Genomic DNA, 19,487 nt, shown 5'->3' on the forward strand with positions numbered 1-19,487 from the left:
GATTGTCTGTTATTCAAAGTAATTAGCAATACAAAAGCTATGTTAAGTTATTACAACAGACTTGGTTTATGAAATTAACGTCTTGAACCTTTACCACCACGTCTAGATTCAGTTTGACGTTTAATAGAAGTTAATTTATCTTCACTATCTTTTAAGAAGTTACTTAATTTCTTTTCAAAGTCTTCGCCTTTTGGAGCTGGTTTACTTTGATGTGATTTATTATTGTGCTGTGGTTTACGTTGTGGACGATCTTTCGCTTTTTTAATTGAAAGACTAATTTTGCCATCATCCGCGATTGAAAGTACTTTAACTTCTACTTCATCACCTAAAGATAAATGATCTTCCACATTTTCAACATAGTTGTCAGCCACTTCACTAATATGGACTAAGCCACTTTTTCCTTCAGGTAACTCAACGAATGCACCGAATTTTTTAATACCAGTGACTTTACCTTTAAGCTTATTTCCTACTTCGATTGACATATTCTAAATAAATCCTCCCGATTTCATTCGATTTTAACTTTATTATATTCCTGTTGAAGCAATTTCACAATGCTATAATGCGATTATTTTATTTCTCTTTAATTAATTATTCTCATCTGAAGATTTAGCCTTAGAGGATTTATTATCATTTGGCAATCTAAAAATCACTTCGCCTTTATTACTTAAATAATAATCATCTCGCGCCACTTTTTCGATATAATCTTTATCATTCAAATTATTTAGTTTTTCTTTCAATGCGATTTCTTCATCTTGTTGCTTTTGAAATTGCTCTTCTTTATGTTTTCTTTCGACTGCATCTTTTTCGTTACTGTGTTTTTGGAAGACAAGCATAATGCATAATAAAATGATAATCGCTAGCATGATACCACCAAACAACGCGATTCTTCGACGTACTACACGCATCTTTTTACGTTGTCGTTGCTTTTTTTGGTTCTCTTTAGATGTATATTGATTACCGATATTTTCAACTTTATTATTCATAGCTTGTCACCTCACTTTGTCTATTCAGATTCATTAATACGCTCTTCTTTTACTAATTCATACATACCTTTAGCATTTTCTTTAGATGCATGTTCATTTAATCCGGTTACATTGACGGTTACAAGTTTTTGGCCGAAACGAATAACGAGTTCATCTCCAACTTTAACATCTGTACCTGCTTTTGCTACATTACCATTAATCGTAATACGTCCTTGGTCACTAATTTCCTTAGCTAATGTACGACGTTTAATTAATCTAGACACTTTTAAAAATTTATCTAATCTCATTGATGAGTCTCTCCTTGCTCTAAAAATTGTTTAAGAGCCACTTCGTCAAAATCTTTATTTTTTGTTTTATCATACAATGACATGAAATGGTCTGCAAATACTTTCTCGAATTTCACACGTGGTTTTTTACCTTCATTAGATTTAGCAGTTGCCCATATCGTTTTTAAATCCTCTATGGATTCAGCAGATTCATCACTAAATATATGTGGGTGACGACGAATCATTTTAGCATTTAAACTTGCGACTACTTCTTTTAAATCAAAATAACCTTCTTTTTTACCGATACTTGTATGCAATAATACCTGTAATAGTATATCTCCTAATTCTTCCACCATGTGCCAGTCGTCTTCATTATCAATAGCCTCAAATAGTTCAAACGTCTCTTCTAACAGATAACGTTTTAATGATTGATGTGTTTGAACTTTATCCCAAGGACAACCTTTTTCATCATCAACAAGTAAATCAATCGTTTGTTCAGCAAAATTAAAATCATTATATAGTGATTCATTTGCTACTATTTTAGGCACAAAGACACTTGTTAAATTATTAAAAGCAGTGTCAAAATGATCTAGCTCAAATAAAGCACATTCAGTTACTTGTGCTTCACCACTACGTGCACCTGTAACAATTTTTACAATATGATCATCGGGATAACGTTCCATCAACGTCAACTTGATATCTGCTGCTACCATTGCGCTATATACTTGAGTTATCAAAGTATTAGTGCGAACATTTAGTTTCGCTTCTTCTAGTGCGGTACCATCTAGTAAGGTAAACCCATCATTAGGTTCAACTGCAACCGCTTCGAATACATCATCAATGAAGCTTTTTCCACCTAATACCTTCACTTCTATATCCTCATTCTGATTATGATACGCCATTAACTTAGCAGTCGTCGTTTCAGCAACACGAGGATGTCCAGGCACAGCGTATACAATATCCGATTGGTGTGCTTTATTAATCAACTGTTCTACAATATGATCGTAAACAGCTTCAAACTGATCATTTGCTTCGTATATATCATCAAAGCCCTCAAAATCAATTTCATTTTTAAGTGACTTAATTACAGGGTGTTCAAGAGTGCGTGCATATATTTTATCTTGCTTTTGAATAAATCGATATATACCTAAAGGCAAATCATCGATGTCATAGTTCCCTAAACCAATAATCGTAATCGTATGCGTCATGAACGTCTTCCTTTCTTAAAGTGATATAACTTGTCTCCTAAAGGTAAAAATTTCAATTCCCTATAACTTAGGACATTAAAAATACCGACGTATATCATAAATACACCTACACCAACTATGGCACTGATTAATAAAGATATTAATCCAATTAAACGTCCGCTAGAAGGTAAGATAGTCATCATCAGTTGGACAATAACTGACATTATAAACAACCCGCCTACTAATTTTATAATAAATTTGTTCATTTGATTAAAATGATAAGATTTCAAGACGGCGCGGTGAAGTATACTCGCAAAAATAATCAACGATAATACTGTACTTATACTAGCGCCTAAAATGTGAAGTTGATATATGAAAACTATATTGAATATAGCTTTAGATAATAAACCTAATGTAAAGCCAATCACTATCGGTTTGATTTGATTGAGTACTTGTAATAATGCAATATCCATCATAATCAATGATACACCAATAACCGTCAACATATAAACGCATAACGTTACTGTCTCGCTATCTGTCTTGAAAAACACTTTATTCATAAGCGGTAAGACATTCATCAAACCAATGCCTGCTGCCGAACTAATCAATATTGTAATTTTTAATGAGGCGTTCGCATATCTATACATTTGAATCGATTGCTTATTTTGAATGGCTTCGGTTAATAAAGGAATTAGGACAAAACTAAACGTTGTTGTTACAATTAAGCCTATTTGAATAAAAGAAGCCCCTCTATCATATACACCTTTTTGTTTAATAGCCTCTTCAAATGGCAGGCCTGTCATTTTCAAAGTATGGATGACAGTAAAACTATCTGCGACTTGCCACAAAATAACAATTAACTGACTCAAAGCAAAAATAAGAATAGCAATAAGTAACTGGGTCCATTGAATTTTGGTTCCTTTAGAAGCTAATTTCAACTTAAACGGTCGTTTAGATACTAGATAAAGTGTTGAACCTAAAAATCCGATTGAAGAAGCAATGATTGATAACGAGCCAGCTTGGTATATCGTCCAATGTTGTGTCAAAAATAGGAAAATAGCTACCATAATAAATCCCACTCGAATGAATTGTTCTATAACCTGGGAAATAGCTGGCACATTCATTTCTTGTCTAGATTGAAAATATCCTCTTAATACACCTAACACACCAACAAATGCGAAACTAAAACTAGCCATTCTAATCATAGGTGCTAAATGTCCATCACCCATTAAGCGGGAAATAATGCCTGCACTCGCAAATACAACTAAACATATACCAATACCTACACTTTGTATAATAAGTAGCACTTTAGAATAGTATTGTGAACGGTGGTCCAAACCTAAGTTTTGCGTCACTGCACTTGGAATAGCATTCATAGATAAAATCATACCTAAAGCAACAATAGGATAAACTTGTTGATAAGCATACAATCCTTCATCACCAAGTATATTTTGATAGGGTACTCTATATATCGCACTTAATACTTTAACGATGACTAACGCAAGCGTTAATATCACTACACCATTAAATGCCGCTTTATGCTTCATCTTTAATGCTCATACTTTCTTCAATACATTTCACTAAGAATTTTAAGTTGTCTAGCCATTGTTTAGATTTAGTGAGTGTCACTTTCATTGCACCATTCTCTACGCCGACCTTCATCGTTCTTCCAAGCGGTTGTGTATTTTTAAATAATGCCTCTCCGTCAATATCAGCAGTTGATTTCTCAGATAAGAATATTTGAATTTGTTTACCCATATCTTTAATTTTTGTAATACCTGCATGAAGTGCATGCGTTTTGATTTCTACAATATCTAATAAACGTTCAACTTCAGTTGGATAATCGTTGAAGCGATCGATGAGTTCATCTTTAATATCCATGAGTTGATCTTCTGTTTCCACTTTGCGTAGTTTTTTATAAATTTCAATTTTAGCTTGTTCATTTTGAATATATTCCGCCGGTAAATAGGCATCTAAATTCAGTTCGACTTCTACATCAGGAACATCTGGCGCTTCCTCTTTGATACCCCGTTTTTCATTGACCGCTTCTTCAAGCATTTGAGAGTATAAGTCGAAACCAACTGAATCTATAAATCCATGTTGTTGTTTCCCAAGTAAATTACCTGCCCCTCTAATATTCAAGTCGCGCATCGCTATTTTAAATCCTGAACCTAATTCGGTAAATTCTTTAATGGCTTGTAGTCTTTCCTCAGCTGTTTCATTTAATACCTTATTTGCAGGATGAAGGAAATAAGCATACCCTATTCTACTTGAACGACCTACACGTCCACGTAATTGGTACAATTGACTTAAACCGAAGCGATCCGCTTCTTCAATAATCAATGTATTCGCATTTGGTACATCGACACCAGTTTCAATGATTGTCGTAGTCACTAAGATATCGTATTCATGATTGATGAAACTGAGCATTGTTTCCTCTAAATCTCGTTCAGTCATTTGTCCATGTGCGACAGCTATGTTGGCATCTGGCATTAACATTTGAAGTTGCTCTCTCTTTTCATAGATGGACTGAACTTTATTATATAAATAGAATACTTGACCATCACGAGATAGTTCTCGTTCTAATGCTTCTTTAATAAAGTTGGTATTTTGTTCTAAAACATAAGTTTGCACTGGGAAACGATTTTCAGGTGGTGTTTCGATGACTGATAAATCACGCACACCAAGCATACTCATATGCAATGTTCTTGGTATCGGCGTAGCTGTTAACGTTAACACATCTACATTATTTTTCAGCGTCTTAATTCTTTCTTTATGACGCACACCAAAACGTTGTTCTTCATCGACAATGAGTAAGCCTAAATCTTTGTAATGGATATCCTTACCTAATAACTTATGTGTACCTACAACAATATCTACATAACCAGATTTGAGTCCTTCTTTAGTTTCTTTCACTTCTTTAGTTGAGCGGAATCTACTAATCAATTGAATTTCAACTGGAAAATCTTGCATACGTTCAATTAATGTTTCGTAATGTTGTTGAGCTAATATCGTCGTAGGTACAAGGAATGCGACCTGTTTACCTTCCATGACAGCTTTGAAAGCGGCACGAACAGCAACCTCAGTCTTACCATAACCTACATCACCACATAATAAGCGATCCATTGGACGTTCACGTTCCATGTCCCCTTTTATTTCATCAATAGATTTACTTTGGTCTGGTGTTAGCTCATATGGGAAGTCTAATTCAAACGTAGACTGTTCTTCAGTGTCTGGACCAAATTGATAGCCAACTGACATTTCTCTTTGTTTATATAAATCGATTAATTCATCTGCTATGTCTTCAACACTTTGTTGAACTTTAGCTTTCGTCTTTTTCCATTCAGTTCCACCTAGTTTATTTAAGCGAGGTGATTTGTCTTCGGAAGCAACATATTTTTGAACTTGATCCATTTGATCAACCGGAACGAACAATTGGTCTGTACCTTTGTACTGTAACTTGATATAGTCCCTATGTTGTTCTCCAACTTCTAAAGTTTCTACACCTAAATATCGTCCTACACCGTGATGAACGTGAACAACATAATCTCCAACATTTAAATCTTGGTATGACTTAATTTTTTCTGCATTCGACATTGTTTTAGTACGTTTACGTTGCTTTTTCTGCTTGGTCTTAAATAATTCCCTTTCTGTAATAACCACTAACTGCATATAGGGTAATTCAAAACCTTCAGACAGACTGCCTTCTACAACAACTGCTTGGCCACTTGTTGAAGCCTGATCAATATGTGTTACGACTGGTATATGCATTTCATTAAGCATTGATTGTATACGTTCAACCTTCGTCTCTGTTTCGACCAATACTACAATCGCATAGTCATTATGGATAAATCTTTGGAACTCTGAACGCATAATGTCGTATTGACCATAGAACTGCTGTACTGGTTTACATGAGAATTTAATAATATGATCTAATTCAACAGGCATTGAAGAAGTGAAAAGTGTAAAATAAGCCACAGGTCGTTCTTCTAATAAAGTTTCAAAGCCATCATATTGCATAAAACTTTGACCAATAAATCCATTACCACTTTCAATTAAGTTATTAATAAAATCATCAACTTCAGTCGTTAACGTTTCTTCTGTTTCTTTAATACGATTATATTCATCAACAGCTATCACAACATCATTCGCAAAATAATCAATAATCGTTGATGGTTGGTCATACATAAATGCCACTAATCGTCGTAATAATTGATGATCAAAGAACGTAGATTCAAAAAGTTTGAAACTTTCATATGTCTCTTTTAAGTCATTTCTCACAGATTTTTCAATTTTTGGTCTTGTATCTTCATAAGCGGTCTTTAATTGTGTTTGTAGATGATTAATCACTTCATCAGTAATAATATAGTCACTTGCCGTAGTAATTTCTACTGATTCTAAGTTATCGTTAGAGCGTTGTGTTTCCACATCGAAATCACGAATTGAATCTATTTCTGTATCAAATAATTCAATTCTAACAGGGGCTCCAATTAAAGGATAAATATCTATAATGCCACCTCTAAGTGAGAATTCACCAATGTGAGAAACAACACTTTCTCTACGATATCCCATATTGACTAATTTATTCAGAAAATCGTCAACATCCATATCATCACCAACATTTAACGTCATTTGATGATTGCGCCACATTTCTACTGGTGTTAACCACTTTTTCAATCCATTTAACGGAACAATAAATAACCCTTTTTCCCCATGAGCAAGAGCGGTTAGCGTTCTAACACGCTCACTCATAAGTTGAGGGCTTTGTGTAGAAAATTCTTCGGTCATGATATCTTGAACTGGGTATTTATAAATTTCTTCACCACTGACATATTGTAATATATCCGCTTCGATTTTATCTGCTTGATACAGATTATTAGTTACTAACAACATTTGTTTTTGATCAGCTAAATATTTTTCAGCAATAATGGTTGCTTTTGCTGAAGGTGATAGACCCGTAACTAAAATATTATCTTGGCCAAAAACCTGGTCTAATTCCTGAAAACGTTTATCTTCTTTTACATAATTAGAAATAACTTGTCTCAATTCACTTCACCATTATATTCATTCATCACATTGTCAAATCGAGATGTTTCAATGAATGCTTCTACAGCATTAGCTGAATGTTCAATAACTTTCTCCATTGTAGTCATTTCTTCTTTAGAAAAACGTTGAAGTACATAATCAGGAACAGACATACCATTCGTTGGTCGACCAACACCAATACGAATTCTCTTAAATTGGTCAGTGCCAAGCATTTTGATAATTGATTTCATACCATTATGACCGCCTGCACTACCTTTTTGACGTAAACGTACTTGTCCTTGTTCTAAGTCTAAATCGTCATATAATACAATTAAATCGTCTACGTCAATATTGTAGTAATCCATCAATGGTGCTACAGCTTCACCAGACAAGTTCATCATTGTCATAGGTTCAATAAGCAGAACTTTGTCACCATTCATCCTTTCAATTGTATATGCACCTTTGAATTTTTGTTTATCCAAGGTGAAATTATGTCGTTCTAGTATATAGTCAATGACTTCGAAGCCAATATTGTGTCTTGTTAATTCAAATCGTTTACCAATATTCCCAAGACCTACAATACATTTCATATGTCGTTACCTCCATGTTTATTCTTTATTTATTAAGTGACTTCTTTAATTTACATACTCAATCATTTCATTTATCTGTCATTTTACGTATGCTTTATCTCCTAATATCTTAGCCACAAATTTATAATCATCCCCTATAATAACACAAAAAGCACTATGCTTATTAGTATAAGCATAGTGCCCGTTAAGAAAGTTAAGAAACTTTATAAAACCTTATTCGTTAAAATAAAATCTTATTCTTCTTCTTTATTTTCTTCTTCTTCGTCGTCGTTTTCTTCACCAACACGTTCAGGTTCTTCAGTAGCTGCTTCGCCTTCCATAGCTTCTACTTCTTCTTCAGTAGGCTCATCTGTTGGAGGTACTACAGTTACGATAGAATCTTCTGGTTCGTTTTCAATAGTGAAGTCACCAGATACTTTAATATCAGCAACTGAATAGCTATCGTTGATATTTAATTCAGTGATATCAACTTCAATTACTTCTGGGATATTATCTGGAGTTGCAGTAACTTCTAAGTTGAATAATGGTTGTTCAACTACGCCGCCTTCTTTAGCGCCTACTGCTTCACCAACTAATTGAACTGGTACTTCTACAGTACGTTCTTCAGTCATGTTGATAGCTAAGAAATCGATATGAGTGATTTGGTTTTTCAATGGATCATATTGATAATCTGATACCATTACTTTGATTGATTTAGAACCAACACCTAATTCGATAACACCGTTACGTCCTACTTCACGGATAACTTTGATAAATTCAACTTCATCAACTTTAACTGAAGTATTTTTTGTTCCGTAACCATATACAACTGCAGGTACTTTACCAGCGTTTCTTAATTGTTTAAGGTCAGAACGTGTTTGTTTACCTTGACGGATGATTGACTTTAATGAAGTCATTCTATTTCCACCTTTCATTTTTCGCTCTTTTACGAGCTCCTCACTTACCCATCAACATCATTCGTTGCTTGCAAGTGTTTATTTATTCGTATAATCACGAACGAATGTATTATACACGCTTATATTGCTTTCGTCAAACTCATTTAACAATTTTAGTCGAATAATACACTTACTGATTCTCTTTCGTATACTCGGATAATGGCTTTACCAATTAAACCAGCAACTGAAAGTTCTTTAGTATTTGTAGGTTTGCGACTTTCTTCTAATTGAATTGAATTTGTTACGATAAGTTCTTTAATAGCTGAATTCTCTATACGTTCTTTAGCTGGACCTGATAATACAGGGTGTGTACAACATGCATATACTTCTTTAGCACCTTTATCTTTTAATGCTTGTGCTGCTAATGTAATAGTTCCAGCTGTATCAATAATATCATCAATAATAATGGCTGTTCTGCCCTCAATATCGCCCACAATATTCATTACTTCAGCTACGTTTGGTTTAGGACGACGTTTATCAATAATTGCAATTGGAGTTTTTAAAATGTCTGCCAATTTACGTGCTCTTGTTACACCACCATGGTCAGGAGAAACAACAACACATTCTTCTGGATTAATGGCAGGATCATTTTGGAAATGTTGCGCTAAAATAGGTACGCCCATTAAATGATCAATTGGAATATCAAAGAAACCTTGGATTTGAGGTGCATGTAAATCTAAAGCAATCATGCGATTAGCCCCTGCAGTTTCAATTAAATTAGCTACTAACTTAGCAGTAATCGGTTCACGACTACGTGCTTTTCTGTCTTGACGAGCATACCCATAATAAGGTACTACGATGTTAATATTTGCCGCTGATGCACGTTTACAAGCGTCAATCATAATAAGTAATTCCATTAGATGTAGATTAACTGGGTATGAAGTAGGTTGGATAATAAAAACATCGCAACCACGAATACTTTCTTCGATATTGATTTGAATTTCTCCATCACTGAAACGCTTAACAGAACACTTACCTAATTCAATCCCTACATGATCTGCAACTTCCTGTGCTAAAGGTTCATTACCTTTGAGTGAAAAGATCTTTAGCGATGAATTCTTATATTCATTATTTAACATTTATAGTCCTCCAATTATTTACTTACACAACTACTATTATATAGAAAATTAAACTTGATTACTATGCCAAAGTCTAAATACTAATTTTACATATTCATTTCAGCTATTTATTTTTGTTGCTTAAATAACCATCTTTATTAACTTGTCTTGCTCGTGCCAGTGCTAAACTTTCATTTGGGATATCATCAGTGATTGTTGATCCTGCTGCTATAAGCGAATGATCTCCAACTGTTACCGGTGCAATTAAGTTTGTATTACATCCAATAAACGCATCTTTACCAATCACAGTTTTGAACTTATTCACACCATCATAGTTAACAGTAATAGAGCCACAACCAATATTTGTACGTTCGCCAATAACCGCATCGCCAATATAACTTAAATGTGATACTTTAGCTCCGTCTTTAAGTTCAGCTTTTTTCACTTCTACAAAGTTGCCTACTTTAACCTCTGCACCTAGTTGAGACCCTGGTCTTAACTGTGCAAATGGACCAACATTCGTGTGCTCGCCCACTTCCGAATCGTTGATTACTGATTGTTTAATATGTGCATGTGATGCAATCACACTATTATTAATTTCTGAATACTGTCCAACTGTAACTTCTTCTCCAATTACAGTCGAACCATTAATTCTTACGCCAGGTTCAATGATTGTATCCATACCAATTTTTACATCTGGTCCAATAAATGTGCTATCTGGATCAATGATTGTCACACCATTTCTCATATGAAATAGATTGATACGTTTCTGTAATGCCTTTTCAGCTCGGCTTAACATTACTCTATCATTCACACCCATAATCTCTTCGAAATCATCAGTGTGATATGTACTTGCTCTACCATTTTCATTAATAATTAAAGAAATGACATCTGGTAAATAATATTCTCCTTGTGCATTATCATTATTAACTTGTTCTAACTTTTCAAATAAAGTTTTGTTATCGAACGCAAAGATTCCGGAACTTATTTCAGTAATTGCCTTTTCTTCTGTGTTAGCATCTTTTTCTTCTACAATTCGTAATAAATGTCCTTCGCTATCTTTGACAATTCTGCCATAACCTGTTGGATGGATTGCTGTGGCAGTTAGAACTGTTGCATGAGACTGAGATGCTTCATGTCTCTCGATTAAAGATGTAAGTGTTTCTGATGTAATAAGTGGTGTATCGCCACACACAACTAGTGTTGTTCCCTCATTATTTATCAAATGAGATTGTGCCATTTTTACTGCATGTGCCGTCCCAAGTTGCTCTTCTTGAAAACTATATAGTGATTGATCACCCAATGTGTCTTTTACACTTTCAGCACCGTGACCAACAATTGTAATTAATTGGTTCACACCTGATTGTTGAACATTTTCAACCACATGTTCTATCATAGTTTTGCCAGCGATTTCATGTAGCACCTTGTATTTTTTTGATTTCATCCTAGTGCCCTTACCCGCTGCCAATATTATTGCATGTCTTTGCATGAATGCTAACCCTCCATTAAATATACACTTCGTTATTATTATAATTTAACCGCTATCACTCTTTCAACATATAACCTACCAAGTCTTAATCACCCAATCATATGACTATTTAATATTTTTATTATATGCAGGATGACTCGATTTATTTAAATTCATATTTATTACTTTTGACAAATCGCGTTCAAAATTGGAGAAATCAATTCAACTTAATGAGAAAAGGGGGATTAGGGGCTCATTTAAAAGATGACGAAAATGTAAAAACAGAGTCAACACATACTGTTATGTCGACTCTGCAATGTAATTTTTATATTTAAGCTTCGTTAGATTCGTCAGACTCGCCTGATGTAGCATTTTTATCTGGAATCACTTCATCAGTTTCATCATATACTTTCATCACTGCATCTTGAATCTCTTGTCTCATGTCTGAGTTGATTGGATGCGCGATATCGCGGAATTCACCATCTGGTGTACGTTTACTTGGCATTGCGACGAATAGACCTGAATTTCCTTCAATCACACGTAAATCGTGGATTACGAATGCCTCGTCTAGCGTGATAGAAACAAGTGCTTTCATTCTACCATCTGTATCTATTTTTCTAAGTCTTACATCTGTCACTTTCATGTAGTGAGCCCCCCTAGTATATCTTTGTTTTATTAGAAGCTTGACAATTGCTTAAAAGAAAAATTATATCCTTTATTTAACTTTACTAATCAATTCAATTTCTACTTTAACATCTTTAGGTAGTCGCGCTACTTCGACACAACTACGTGCTGGTTGATGTTTATCAAAATAATTTCCATATACCTCATTTATATATTGAAAATCATTCATATCAGAAATAAAAATAGTTGCTTTAACAACATTTTCTAAATCTGAACCTGCTTCTTTAAGTACCACAGATAAATTTTCTAAAACTTGTTTAGTTTGATCTTTTACATCATCGCTTACAATTTCCCCTTCTAAATTAAGTGGAATTTGACCTGATGTGTATACTAGACCATTTACTACTGTAGCATGTGAATAAGGTCCTAATGCTTCCGGTGCTTTGTTTGTGTTAATAATTTCCATGATGTGATTCGCTCCTTTAAGAAAATTTAGACAAGCTGTTGCCTGGCTCTACTTTAAATTTCTGATTATATTCATCGACATCTGATAGTCTTACCAAGGAAGTATAATCTTCTATTAATCTTTGCTTTACTTCTTTCGATTCTACAAGTACTGATACCCCTTTTACATGTGCTTTAAACTCATTCATTAAATTCATAACACCGTTGATTGAGCCACCTGCTCTCATAAAATCATCAACAACGAGAACATTAGAATTCTCAGCTAATGTGCGCTTGGATAATACCATCGTTTCTATTTTTCGAGATGAACCTGAAACATAATTAATAGAAACCGTAGATCCTTCAGTTACTTTATTGTCTTTTCTAATAACCACTACAGGTAAATTTAATACGTTTGCAACTGCATTGGCAAGCGATATACCTTTAGTAGCAATCGTTACAACTGCATCTAATTGTTCATCCATATATATACTTGCTATCATTTTACCTACTTTGTTTAATAGTGTAGGATTACCAACCAAGTCAGATAAGAATAAATAGCCACCAGGCAGAAGTCTATCCTTTTCATCTAATAGGGAGATAACTTCGTTAACCACTTCTGTTGCTTCTTCTTTACTCATCATCGGTTTGTACGTTACCCCACCGCTTGCGCCAGCAGTAGTAATGACCGTACCTAATGCTTCTTTTTGGAAAGTACTTTTAATAATTTGAACATCTTCGCTGATTGACGATTTCGCTTGTTGAAATTTATCTACAAAGAATGTTAAAGGAATCAGTTTGTTTGGGTGATTCATCAAATACTGTGTCATAAACACAATCCGTTCACTTCTTTTATACCTCATTATTTTCAACCCTTCTATCCTAATAATCTAACTAAATATACTTCATTACAACAACCATTCACTGCGTTATAAATATTTTTAGCCTGACTTTCTTTTTGTGCTAATCCATAAACTGTTGGGCCACTTCCACTCATCAATGCACCATCTGCGCCACATTGGATCATGTTTTCCTTAATCTTTTTGATTTCTGGATGCATCTCCATAGAAATCGGTTCTAATCTATTAGATAAACTTGTACATAACTTCTTATAATCTGATTTTTTTAAAGCTTCTATACAGTTTTGAGTAAATACTTTATGCGTGAAATTTAAATCCAAGGCTTTAAATACGTCCGGTGATGAGATACCTAAATTAGGCTTAGCTAAAACAACCCAAGCAGAAGGAGGTTTATTCAAAAACTTCACTTTTTCACCACGTCCTGTACAATAGGCAGTCTTATTGTATATACAAAATGAAACATCTGTTCCAATTTGACTACCAAGTGCACATAATTCATCTAAAGATAAATTTAAATTAAATAAGCGATTCATACCTCTCATCGTAGCTGCCGCATCTGCTGAGCCACCTGCTAAACCAGCCGATACTGGAATATCTTTATCAATTGTAATCGTTACACCTTGTTTCAAATCATATGTCTTCGTCATTAATTCAGCAGCTTTATATGCTAAATTTTTATGATCGTCAGTTACAAAGTTGTGTTCGATTTCAACAACGATCTTCCTATCATCTCTTTTTTGAAAAGATAATCGATCGTTTAAATCTACGGTAGTCATTATCATTTCAATCTCGTGATATCCATCGTCTCTTTTAAAAAGTGTATCGAGCGTAAAATTTATTTTGGCAGGTGCCGTTTCATATATCATTTTTCCGCCCTCTCTTCGTAATCTTAATAAGATGATTTTAACATAAAGGGATAAAAGATTTGATAGATAATGTTCATTTTTTTCACAAATAATTATATCATTCATTATTGAAATATAATAAAAAACTATTAAATTACAGTATGTTAGTTATTAATGTATTTTTTCCTATAGCTCTAAAATGTGTTTTCACTTAAAAGTACAAAAAAAGAGTATTGAACATGTTGCTCAATACTCACCTTAATATGATATAAAACTTAAATTGATAGAGTAGATATATCTACATCTATGCCATATGTCTTATTAGTGTGCAATTGCTTCTTGATGATTATCTTCTTCAAATGAAACTTGTACGTTCTCAGTTAACACATCAGTGTATGTATAAGATACTCTTTCGAAGTTATGCTTGTCTTGGTCAAGTTCAACGACAAATACTGATGGGTATGTTTCTTTTAAAACACCAGAACGTTCGATTGTTTTCTTACGACCACCATTGGCTTTAAGTACAATACGATTTCCTAAATGACAATCAATAGAATTTTTGATGTCCAAAATTGATTTTGGCATATTGCTCCACCTCGCTACAAGTGTTATATTACCATGTTTATAGCGATTTTGTCAAATAAAACTAGAATTTTATCAAGGTAATTGGGGTTTGTCAACAATTTAATTTATTAATTCAGGGAAATTATTTAATTCTTTGTAAAGTTGAGCGAAATCTTGAATTGACAGTGTTTCACCTCTTCGTCTAGGATCAATATTCGCTTTTTCTAACCAACTCAATATACTTTCTTTATGTTGTTTTCCCTCTTTAAAGAAATTTTGATAATTGTTATTAATCGTCTTTCGTCGTTGTGCAAATGCAGCTTTTGCTAATTTAAAGAATGCTTCTTCATCATCGATATCTACTAACGGTGTTGATCTTTGCATTAATTTAACCACTATGGAATCTACATTAGGTGGTGGCATAAATACAGTTTTAGGCACTGTTAGGACTTTACTTGTTTCAGTATAATACTGCGTCACAATCGATAACGAGCCATAAGCTTTCGTACCTACCTCTGCATTTAAACGCTCTCCAACTTCTTTTTGCATCATCACAACATAACCATCTATCGGTATGTCTTGTTGCATTAAATTAAGTAATATAGGTGTAGTTATATAATATGGTAAATTAGCCACAACCATAATTTTATCGCAGTCTTTTAAATGTTCAGTTACTGCTGTAGCGATATCAGCCTTTAAAATATCTTCGTTGATAATTGTGACATTATCGTATGGTGCCAAAGTATCTTTCAATACTGGTATTAATCGATGATCAATTTCAAATGACATTACTTTTTTAGCATGTTTTGCTAATTGTTCAGTTAATGAACCCATACCTGGTCCTACTTCTATTATGCCTGTAGTTTCATCAATATCACTAGCATCGATGATCTTATTAATAATGTTAACGTCTACTAGGAAGTTTTGTCCCAAACTTTTTTTGAAATCAAATCCATATTGGTCTAATAATGCTCTTGTACGCGATGGTGTAGCTATATCTTTATGTTCCATATCTTTACTCACTTCCCTTATCTTCGTTTAATGCACGTCGTACATCTTCTTCTGTGTATCCAAAGGCATTCAATTTTTTCAAAAGTTGTTTACCGTTAGAATGTCCAATATGTAATTTTCGACCTAGAATTTCTCGCCGTCTACGAGCATCATGTCCTATAATGAGTCCTAATTCGATTAATACATTTTTATCAATGGATTCTTCAGCTTCTTCAAAAGGAGAACTAACATGCATGAGTGCTTCTTTTATATCATCTACATGTGCATGCTCAACACCTATTTTCCCTCTTTTGTTTTTAGCTTTTTCTCTGTCTATATATGCATGTTTTACACCAGGTACACGGTCTTTTATCGTATTTCTTATTTTGTCGCCTGGAAAATCTGGGTCGGTTAAGATAATAACACCACGTGTCTCTTGTGCCTGTTTAATAACAGCTATCACATCATCATCAACAGCACTACCATTCGTTTCTATTGTATCGCATTCAACCGCAGATTTAACTCGTTGTGTATCATCTCTACCTTCTACGACTATAAATTCATTTATTTTCATATTTTTAATTCCTTCTTCATTTTAATGAAAATCTTGATTCATCTTATTCTAACAAAATTTCATTAATAACACTGCCTTCAGTCTTAATTTAATAAAAAATGAGAAAGATATCCAATAAATGATACCTTTCTCAATATAGTAATTATGCTTGATTTAAATTAAATAATCTCTCTGCATTTTCTGTTGTCTGACGACATACTTCTTCATAACTCATATCACGTAATTCAGCGATTTGTTGTGCTACTAATGTTACACGTTGGGGTTCATTACGCTTACCTCTAAATGGATGTGGTGATAGATAAGGCGCATCTGTTTCGACTAATAATCGATCCATCGGTACATGTTTAGCAACCTCTTTGGGTTGTTTCGCATTTTTAAATGTGACTGGGCCACCTAAAGAAACGTAAAAGTTTAGCTTATTGATGACAACATCAGCGATTTCTGGAGATGCACTAAAGCTATGCATAATGCCTCCAACTTCTTCAGCATGCTCTTCCATCAGAATATCTATACAGTCTTGTGTTGCTTCACGATTGTGAATAATAATTGGTAATTGTACACGTTTAGCTAAAGCAATTTGCTTTCTAAAGACTTCTTTTTGAACATCGGCAGGTGACTTATCCCAGTGATAATCTAATCCCATTTCACCGATGCCAATAATTTTTGGATGTTTTGATAAATTTTCTATCCATTCTAATCTTTCTTCAGTACAATCGATGGCATCTACAGGGTGCCAACCGATGATACCATAAACAAAATCATATTTATCAATTAATTCCATTGTACGTTCAATTGTTGGTGTATCAAAACCAACTACAAACATACGATCAACACCATCTTCTCTTGCACGAGTGATGACGTCATTTAAATCTTCATCATATTGCTCATCGTTTAAATGTACATGTGTATCAATTAACATGATTATCCTCCTAATTTAAAGCATGATTACTTAATGATTGCGCCATTTGGAATAGCATTTGGCAAGCTAATCAACGTTAACACACCATCTTTTTCAGCTGATAAAATCATACCTTCAGATTTTTGTCCCATTAGTTTCGCAGGTTTTAAGTTAGTTACTACAGCAACTTTTTTACCAATGATATCTTCAGGACGATAGAATTTCGCAATACCAGAAACTATTTGTCGTTGTTCATTGTCTAAATCTACTTGAATTTTTAATAGTTTATCTGATTTCTTAACATTTTCAGCATCAATTACTGTTGCAGCTTTAATTTCCACTTTATCAAAGTCTTTAATATCAATGATGTCTTTACTTGGAACGTCTTCTTTTCCCTCAGATTTTGGTGGTTGCATTGATTCTTTAATATAAGCAATTTCCGCTTCAGTATCCAATCTAGGGAATATTGGTGTTGGTTTAGCTATTACAGTAATTGGTTCTGTTAAGGCACCATAAGTCTCTAAACTTGAGAATTCCATTAATTCTGGATTATTAATATTTAATTGTTTAAATATTTCTTTTGGTGCATGTGTAATAAATGGTCGTAATAATACAGTTGCAAAGCGAATGTTTTCAACGAGATGTGCCATCACATTGCCCAACATATCTTTTTGACTTTCATCTTTCGCTAAAACCCATGGTGTTGTTTCATCAATATATTTATTAGTACGGCTAATAAATTTCCAAACTGTCGATAAAGCTACAGAGAATTGTAAACTCTCCATATTTTCATGGAACTCTTTAACTGTATCTAAAGCCATAGCTTCCATGTCTTCGTCTAATTCATGTTTAGGACCTTGATATGCAGGAAGTTCACCTTGGAAATATTTATTAATCATTGAAATGGTACGATTCACTAAGTTACCTAAATCATTAGCTAAATCATAGTTAGTACGTTCAACAAACGCTTCTGGTGTAAACACACCGTCTGAACCAAATGGTAATTCTCGCATTAAATAATAACGTGTAGCATCTAAGCCATAACGATCAATTAATACATTAGGGTCAACAACATTGCCTTTCGATTTACTCATTTTACCGTCTTTCATTAGTATCCAACCATGTGCAAAGACTTTCTTAGGTAATGGTAAATCTAATGCCATTAATAAAATTGGCCAAATAATTGAATGGAATCGTACGATTTCTTTGGCCATCAAGTGGATATCTGCTGGCCAATATTTGTTAAATAACGTTTCGTCATCTGATAAATAACCTAGAGAAGAAATATAATTTACTAACGCGTCTATCCATACATAAACAACATGTTTAGGATTGGAAGGCACACTAACGCCCCAGTTAAATGACGTACGTGAAACAGCTAAATCTTCTAAACCTGGTTTAATAAAGTTGTTAATCATTTCATTTTTTCTTGAAGGTGGTTGAATAAAGTCTGGATTTTGATCATAGAATTCAAGTAAGCGATCAGTATATTTTTTAATATTAAAGAAATAACTTTCTTCTTTTACTAATTCTACTTCATGGCCTGAATCAGGACTTTTCCCTCCAACAATCTTGCCATTTTCATAAATAGGCTCAACTAATTGTGACTCTGTGTAATACGTTTCGTCTGGTACTGAGTACCATCCCTCATATTCGCCAAGATAAATGTCACCCTGTTTTAATAAACGTTCGAATACTTTTTCAACGACTTGCTTATGTCGTTCTTCAGTAGTTCGAATGAAATCATCATTTGAGATTTCTAATTTATCCCATAAACTTTTAATTCCAGCAATCATCTCATCTAAATATTCTAATTCAGTTTTACCAGCTTTTTGTGCTTTTTCTTGAATTTTTTGACCATGCTCGTCTGTACCTGTTAAATAACGAACGTCATATCCTTGCATTCGTTTATATCTAGCAATCACATCACCTGCTACAGTTGAGTATGCATGCCCAATATGCAAGTTACCACTTGGATAATAAATTGGGGTTGTTATATAAAATGTATCTTTAGCCATCAAAGGTCCTCCTCATTTCTTACATGTTAAATGATATCTAAATTTATTTTGCTTTTCAATTGTGTACCGTTCTTACTGTACCTTACTTATTACAATACATTATTACTATTAGTTGCTTGTAATATTATCTTTACTACAATACCATAATTTAAGACGTT

General features: G+C 33.7%; 19 protein-coding genes. All 19 read right to left on the reverse strand.

What is annotated here, in order from left to right; genetic code table 11:
- Positions 1 to 74: 74 nt before the first annotated feature.
- Complete coding sequence (locus tag EL082_RS10935) at positions 75 to 482, reverse strand: S1 domain-containing RNA-binding protein (RefSeq protein ID WP_002451742.1); 408 nt, start codon at positions 480 to 482, stop codon at positions 75 to 77.
- 102 nt (positions 483 to 584) lie between these two features.
- Positions 585 to 983 (reverse strand): cell division protein DivIC, encoded by a 399-nt coding sequence (divIC, locus tag EL082_RS10940; protein WP_023374619.1) that lies wholly within the window; start codon positions 981 to 983, stop codon positions 585 to 587.
- 20 nt (positions 984 to 1,003) lie between these two features.
- Entirely contained in the window at positions 1,004 to 1,270 is a 267-nt protein-coding gene (locus tag EL082_RS10945; protein ID WP_002451740.1) for an RNA-binding S4 domain-containing protein, read from the reverse strand.
- Positions 1,267 to 2,457 carry a MazG nucleotide pyrophosphohydrolase domain-containing protein gene (locus EL082_RS10950; RefSeq protein WP_002465717.1) on the reverse strand — a complete coding sequence of 397 codons (1,191 nt, stop codon included), beginning with the start codon at positions 2,455 to 2,457 and terminating at the stop codon, positions 1,267 to 1,269. Before EL082_RS10950 ends, EL082_RS10945 begins: the two co-directional genes overlap by 4 nt.
- Entirely contained in the window at positions 2,454 to 3,983 is a 1,530-nt protein-coding gene (locus EL082_RS10955) for a polysaccharide biosynthesis protein (RefSeq protein WP_049416077.1), read from the reverse strand. The genes EL082_RS10950 and EL082_RS10955 overlap by 4 nt, the downstream gene beginning before the upstream one ends.
- On the reverse strand, positions 3,973 to 7,482 hold the full coding sequence (mfd, locus tag EL082_RS10960; protein ID WP_015365365.1) for a transcription-repair coupling factor: 3,510 nt from the start codon (positions 7,480 to 7,482) through the stop codon (positions 3,973 to 3,975). Before mfd ends, EL082_RS10955 begins: the two co-directional genes overlap by 11 nt.
- Complete coding sequence (pth, locus tag EL082_RS10965; protein WP_002465692.1) at positions 7,479 to 8,051, reverse strand: aminoacyl-tRNA hydrolase; 573 nt, start codon at positions 8,049 to 8,051, stop codon at positions 7,479 to 7,481. The genes mfd and pth overlap by 4 nt, the downstream gene beginning before the upstream one ends.
- Positions 8,052 to 8,284: 233 nt before the next feature.
- The gene (locus EL082_RS10970) at positions 8,285 to 8,947 is read right to left on the reverse strand and encodes a 50S ribosomal protein L25/general stress protein Ctc (protein WP_002465710.1); all 663 of its coding nucleotides are present in this window, start codon (positions 8,945 to 8,947) and stop codon (positions 8,285 to 8,287) included.
- A gap of 152 nt (positions 8,948 to 9,099) precedes the next feature.
- Positions 9,100 to 10,065, reverse strand: coding sequence for a ribose-phosphate diphosphokinase (locus EL082_RS10975; protein WP_002451734.1), 966 nt, complete (start codon positions 10,063 to 10,065; stop codon positions 9,100 to 9,102).
- A gap of 103 nt (positions 10,066 to 10,168) precedes the next feature.
- A complete protein-coding gene (glmU, locus tag EL082_RS10980) occupies positions 10,169 to 11,533 on the reverse strand; it encodes a bifunctional UDP-N-acetylglucosamine diphosphorylase/glucosamine-1-phosphate N-acetyltransferase GlmU (RefSeq protein ID WP_049416080.1) in 1,365 nt (454 codons plus the stop codon).
- 310 nt (positions 11,534 to 11,843) lie between these two features.
- Complete coding sequence (gene spoVG / locus EL082_RS10985) at positions 11,844 to 12,155, reverse strand: septation regulator SpoVG (protein WP_002465704.1); 312 nt, start codon at positions 12,153 to 12,155, stop codon at positions 11,844 to 11,846.
- A gap of 72 nt (positions 12,156 to 12,227) precedes the next feature.
- Positions 12,228 to 12,602 carry a RidA family protein gene (locus tag EL082_RS10990; protein WP_002451731.1) on the reverse strand — a complete coding sequence of 125 codons (375 nt, stop codon included), beginning with the start codon at positions 12,600 to 12,602 and terminating at the stop codon, positions 12,228 to 12,230.
- Positions 12,603 to 12,618: 16 nt separating this feature from the next.
- The gene (gene purR, locus EL082_RS10995) at positions 12,619 to 13,443 is read right to left on the reverse strand and encodes a pur operon repressor (RefSeq protein ID WP_002451730.1); all 825 of its coding nucleotides are present in this window, start codon (positions 13,441 to 13,443) and stop codon (positions 12,619 to 12,621) included.
- Between the two features lie 14 nt (positions 13,444 to 13,457).
- Positions 13,458 to 14,306, reverse strand: a complete 849-nt coding sequence (gene ispE, locus EL082_RS11000; protein ID WP_002465703.1) for a 4-(cytidine 5'-diphospho)-2-C-methyl-D-erythritol kinase — start codon at positions 14,304 to 14,306, stop codon at positions 13,458 to 13,460.
- 300 nt (positions 14,307 to 14,606) lie between these two features.
- Positions 14,607 to 14,870 (reverse strand): biofilm formation stimulator Veg, encoded by a 264-nt coding sequence (gene veg / locus EL082_RS11005; RefSeq protein WP_002451728.1) that lies wholly within the window; start codon positions 14,868 to 14,870, stop codon positions 14,607 to 14,609.
- A gap of 99 nt (positions 14,871 to 14,969) precedes the next feature.
- Positions 14,970 to 15,860 (reverse strand): 16S rRNA (adenine(1518)-N(6)/adenine(1519)-N(6))-dimethyltransferase RsmA, encoded by an 891-nt coding sequence (rsmA, locus tag EL082_RS11010; protein ID WP_002465706.1) that lies wholly within the window; start codon positions 15,858 to 15,860, stop codon positions 14,970 to 14,972.
- A 4-nt stretch (positions 15,861 to 15,864) separates the two neighbouring features.
- Positions 15,865 to 16,413 carry a ribonuclease M5 gene (gene rnmV, locus EL082_RS11015; protein WP_023374609.1) on the reverse strand — a complete coding sequence of 183 codons (549 nt, stop codon included), beginning with the start codon at positions 16,411 to 16,413 and terminating at the stop codon, positions 15,865 to 15,867.
- A gap of 142 nt (positions 16,414 to 16,555) precedes the next feature.
- Complete coding sequence (locus EL082_RS11020) at positions 16,556 to 17,332, reverse strand: TatD family hydrolase (RefSeq protein ID WP_049416090.1); 777 nt, start codon at positions 17,330 to 17,332, stop codon at positions 16,556 to 16,558.
- 26 nt (positions 17,333 to 17,358) lie between these two features.
- On the reverse strand, positions 17,359 to 19,329 hold the full coding sequence (gene metG / locus EL082_RS11025; protein ID WP_002465697.1) for a methionine--tRNA ligase: 1,971 nt from the start codon (positions 19,327 to 19,329) through the stop codon (positions 17,359 to 17,361).
- Between the last annotated feature and the right edge of the window lie 158 nt (positions 19,330 to 19,487).

This window comes from Staphylococcus warneri, from assembly GCF_900636385.1.
GTDB classification, from domain to species: Bacteria; Bacillota; Bacilli; order Staphylococcales; family Staphylococcaceae; genus Staphylococcus; species Staphylococcus warneri.

Excerpts from the sequence above, each read along its gene's own strand:
- EL082_RS10935 (WP_002451742.1), bottom strand. The coding sequence starts at position 482 with ATGTCAATCGAAGTAGGAAATAAGCTTAAAGGTAAAGTCACTGGTATT.
- divIC (WP_023374619.1), bottom strand. The coding sequence starts at position 983 with ATGAATAATAAAGTTGAAAATATCGGTAATCAATATACATCTAAAGAG.
- EL082_RS10945 (WP_002451740.1), bottom strand. The coding sequence starts at position 1,270 with ATGAGATTAGATAAATTTTTAAAAGTGTCTAGATTAATTAAACGTCGT.
- EL082_RS10950 (WP_002465717.1), bottom strand. The coding sequence starts at position 2,457 with ATGACGCATACGATTACGATTATTGGTTTAGGGAACTATGACATCGAT.
- EL082_RS10955 (WP_049416077.1), bottom strand. The coding sequence starts at position 3,983 with ATGAAGCATAAAGCGGCATTTAATGGTGTAGTGATATTAACGCTTGCG.
- pth (WP_002465692.1), bottom strand. The coding sequence starts at position 8,051 with ATGAAATGTATTGTAGGTCTTGGGAATATTGGTAAACGATTTGAATTA.
- EL082_RS10970 (WP_002465710.1), bottom strand. The coding sequence starts at position 8,947 with ATGACTTCATTAAAGTCAATCATCCGTCAAGGTAAACAAACACGTTCT.
- EL082_RS10975 (WP_002451734.1), bottom strand. The coding sequence starts at position 10,065 with ATGTTAAATAATGAATATAAGAATTCATCGCTAAAGATCTTTTCACTC.
- glmU (WP_049416080.1), bottom strand. The coding sequence starts at position 11,533 with ATGCAAAGACATGCAATAATATTGGCAGCGGGTAAGGGCACTAGGATG.
- spoVG (WP_002465704.1), bottom strand. The coding sequence starts at position 12,155 with ATGAAAGTGACAGATGTAAGACTTAGAAAAATAGATACAGATGGTAGA.
- EL082_RS10990 (WP_002451731.1), bottom strand. The coding sequence starts at position 12,602 with ATGGAAATTATTAACACAAACAAAGCACCGGAAGCATTAGGACCTTAT.
- purR (WP_002451730.1), bottom strand. The coding sequence starts at position 13,443 with ATGAGGTATAAAAGAAGTGAACGGATTGTGTTTATGACACAGTATTTG.
- ispE (WP_002465703.1), bottom strand. The coding sequence starts at position 14,306 with ATGATATATGAAACGGCACCTGCCAAAATAAATTTTACGCTCGATACA.
- veg (WP_002451728.1), bottom strand. The coding sequence starts at position 14,870 with ATGCCAAAATCAATTTTGGACATCAAAAATTCTATTGATTGTCATTTA.
- rsmA (WP_002465706.1), bottom strand. The coding sequence starts at position 15,860 with ATGGAACATAAAGATATAGCTACACCATCGCGTACAAGAGCATTATTA.
- rnmV (WP_023374609.1), bottom strand. The coding sequence starts at position 16,413 with ATGAAAATAAATGAATTTATAGTCGTAGAAGGTAGAGATGATACACAA.
- EL082_RS11020 (WP_049416090.1), bottom strand. The coding sequence starts at position 17,332 with ATGTTAATTGATACACATGTACATTTAAACGATGAGCAATATGATGAA.
- metG (WP_002465697.1), bottom strand. The coding sequence starts at position 19,329 with ATGGCTAAAGATACATTTTATATAACAACCCCAATTTATTATCCAAGT.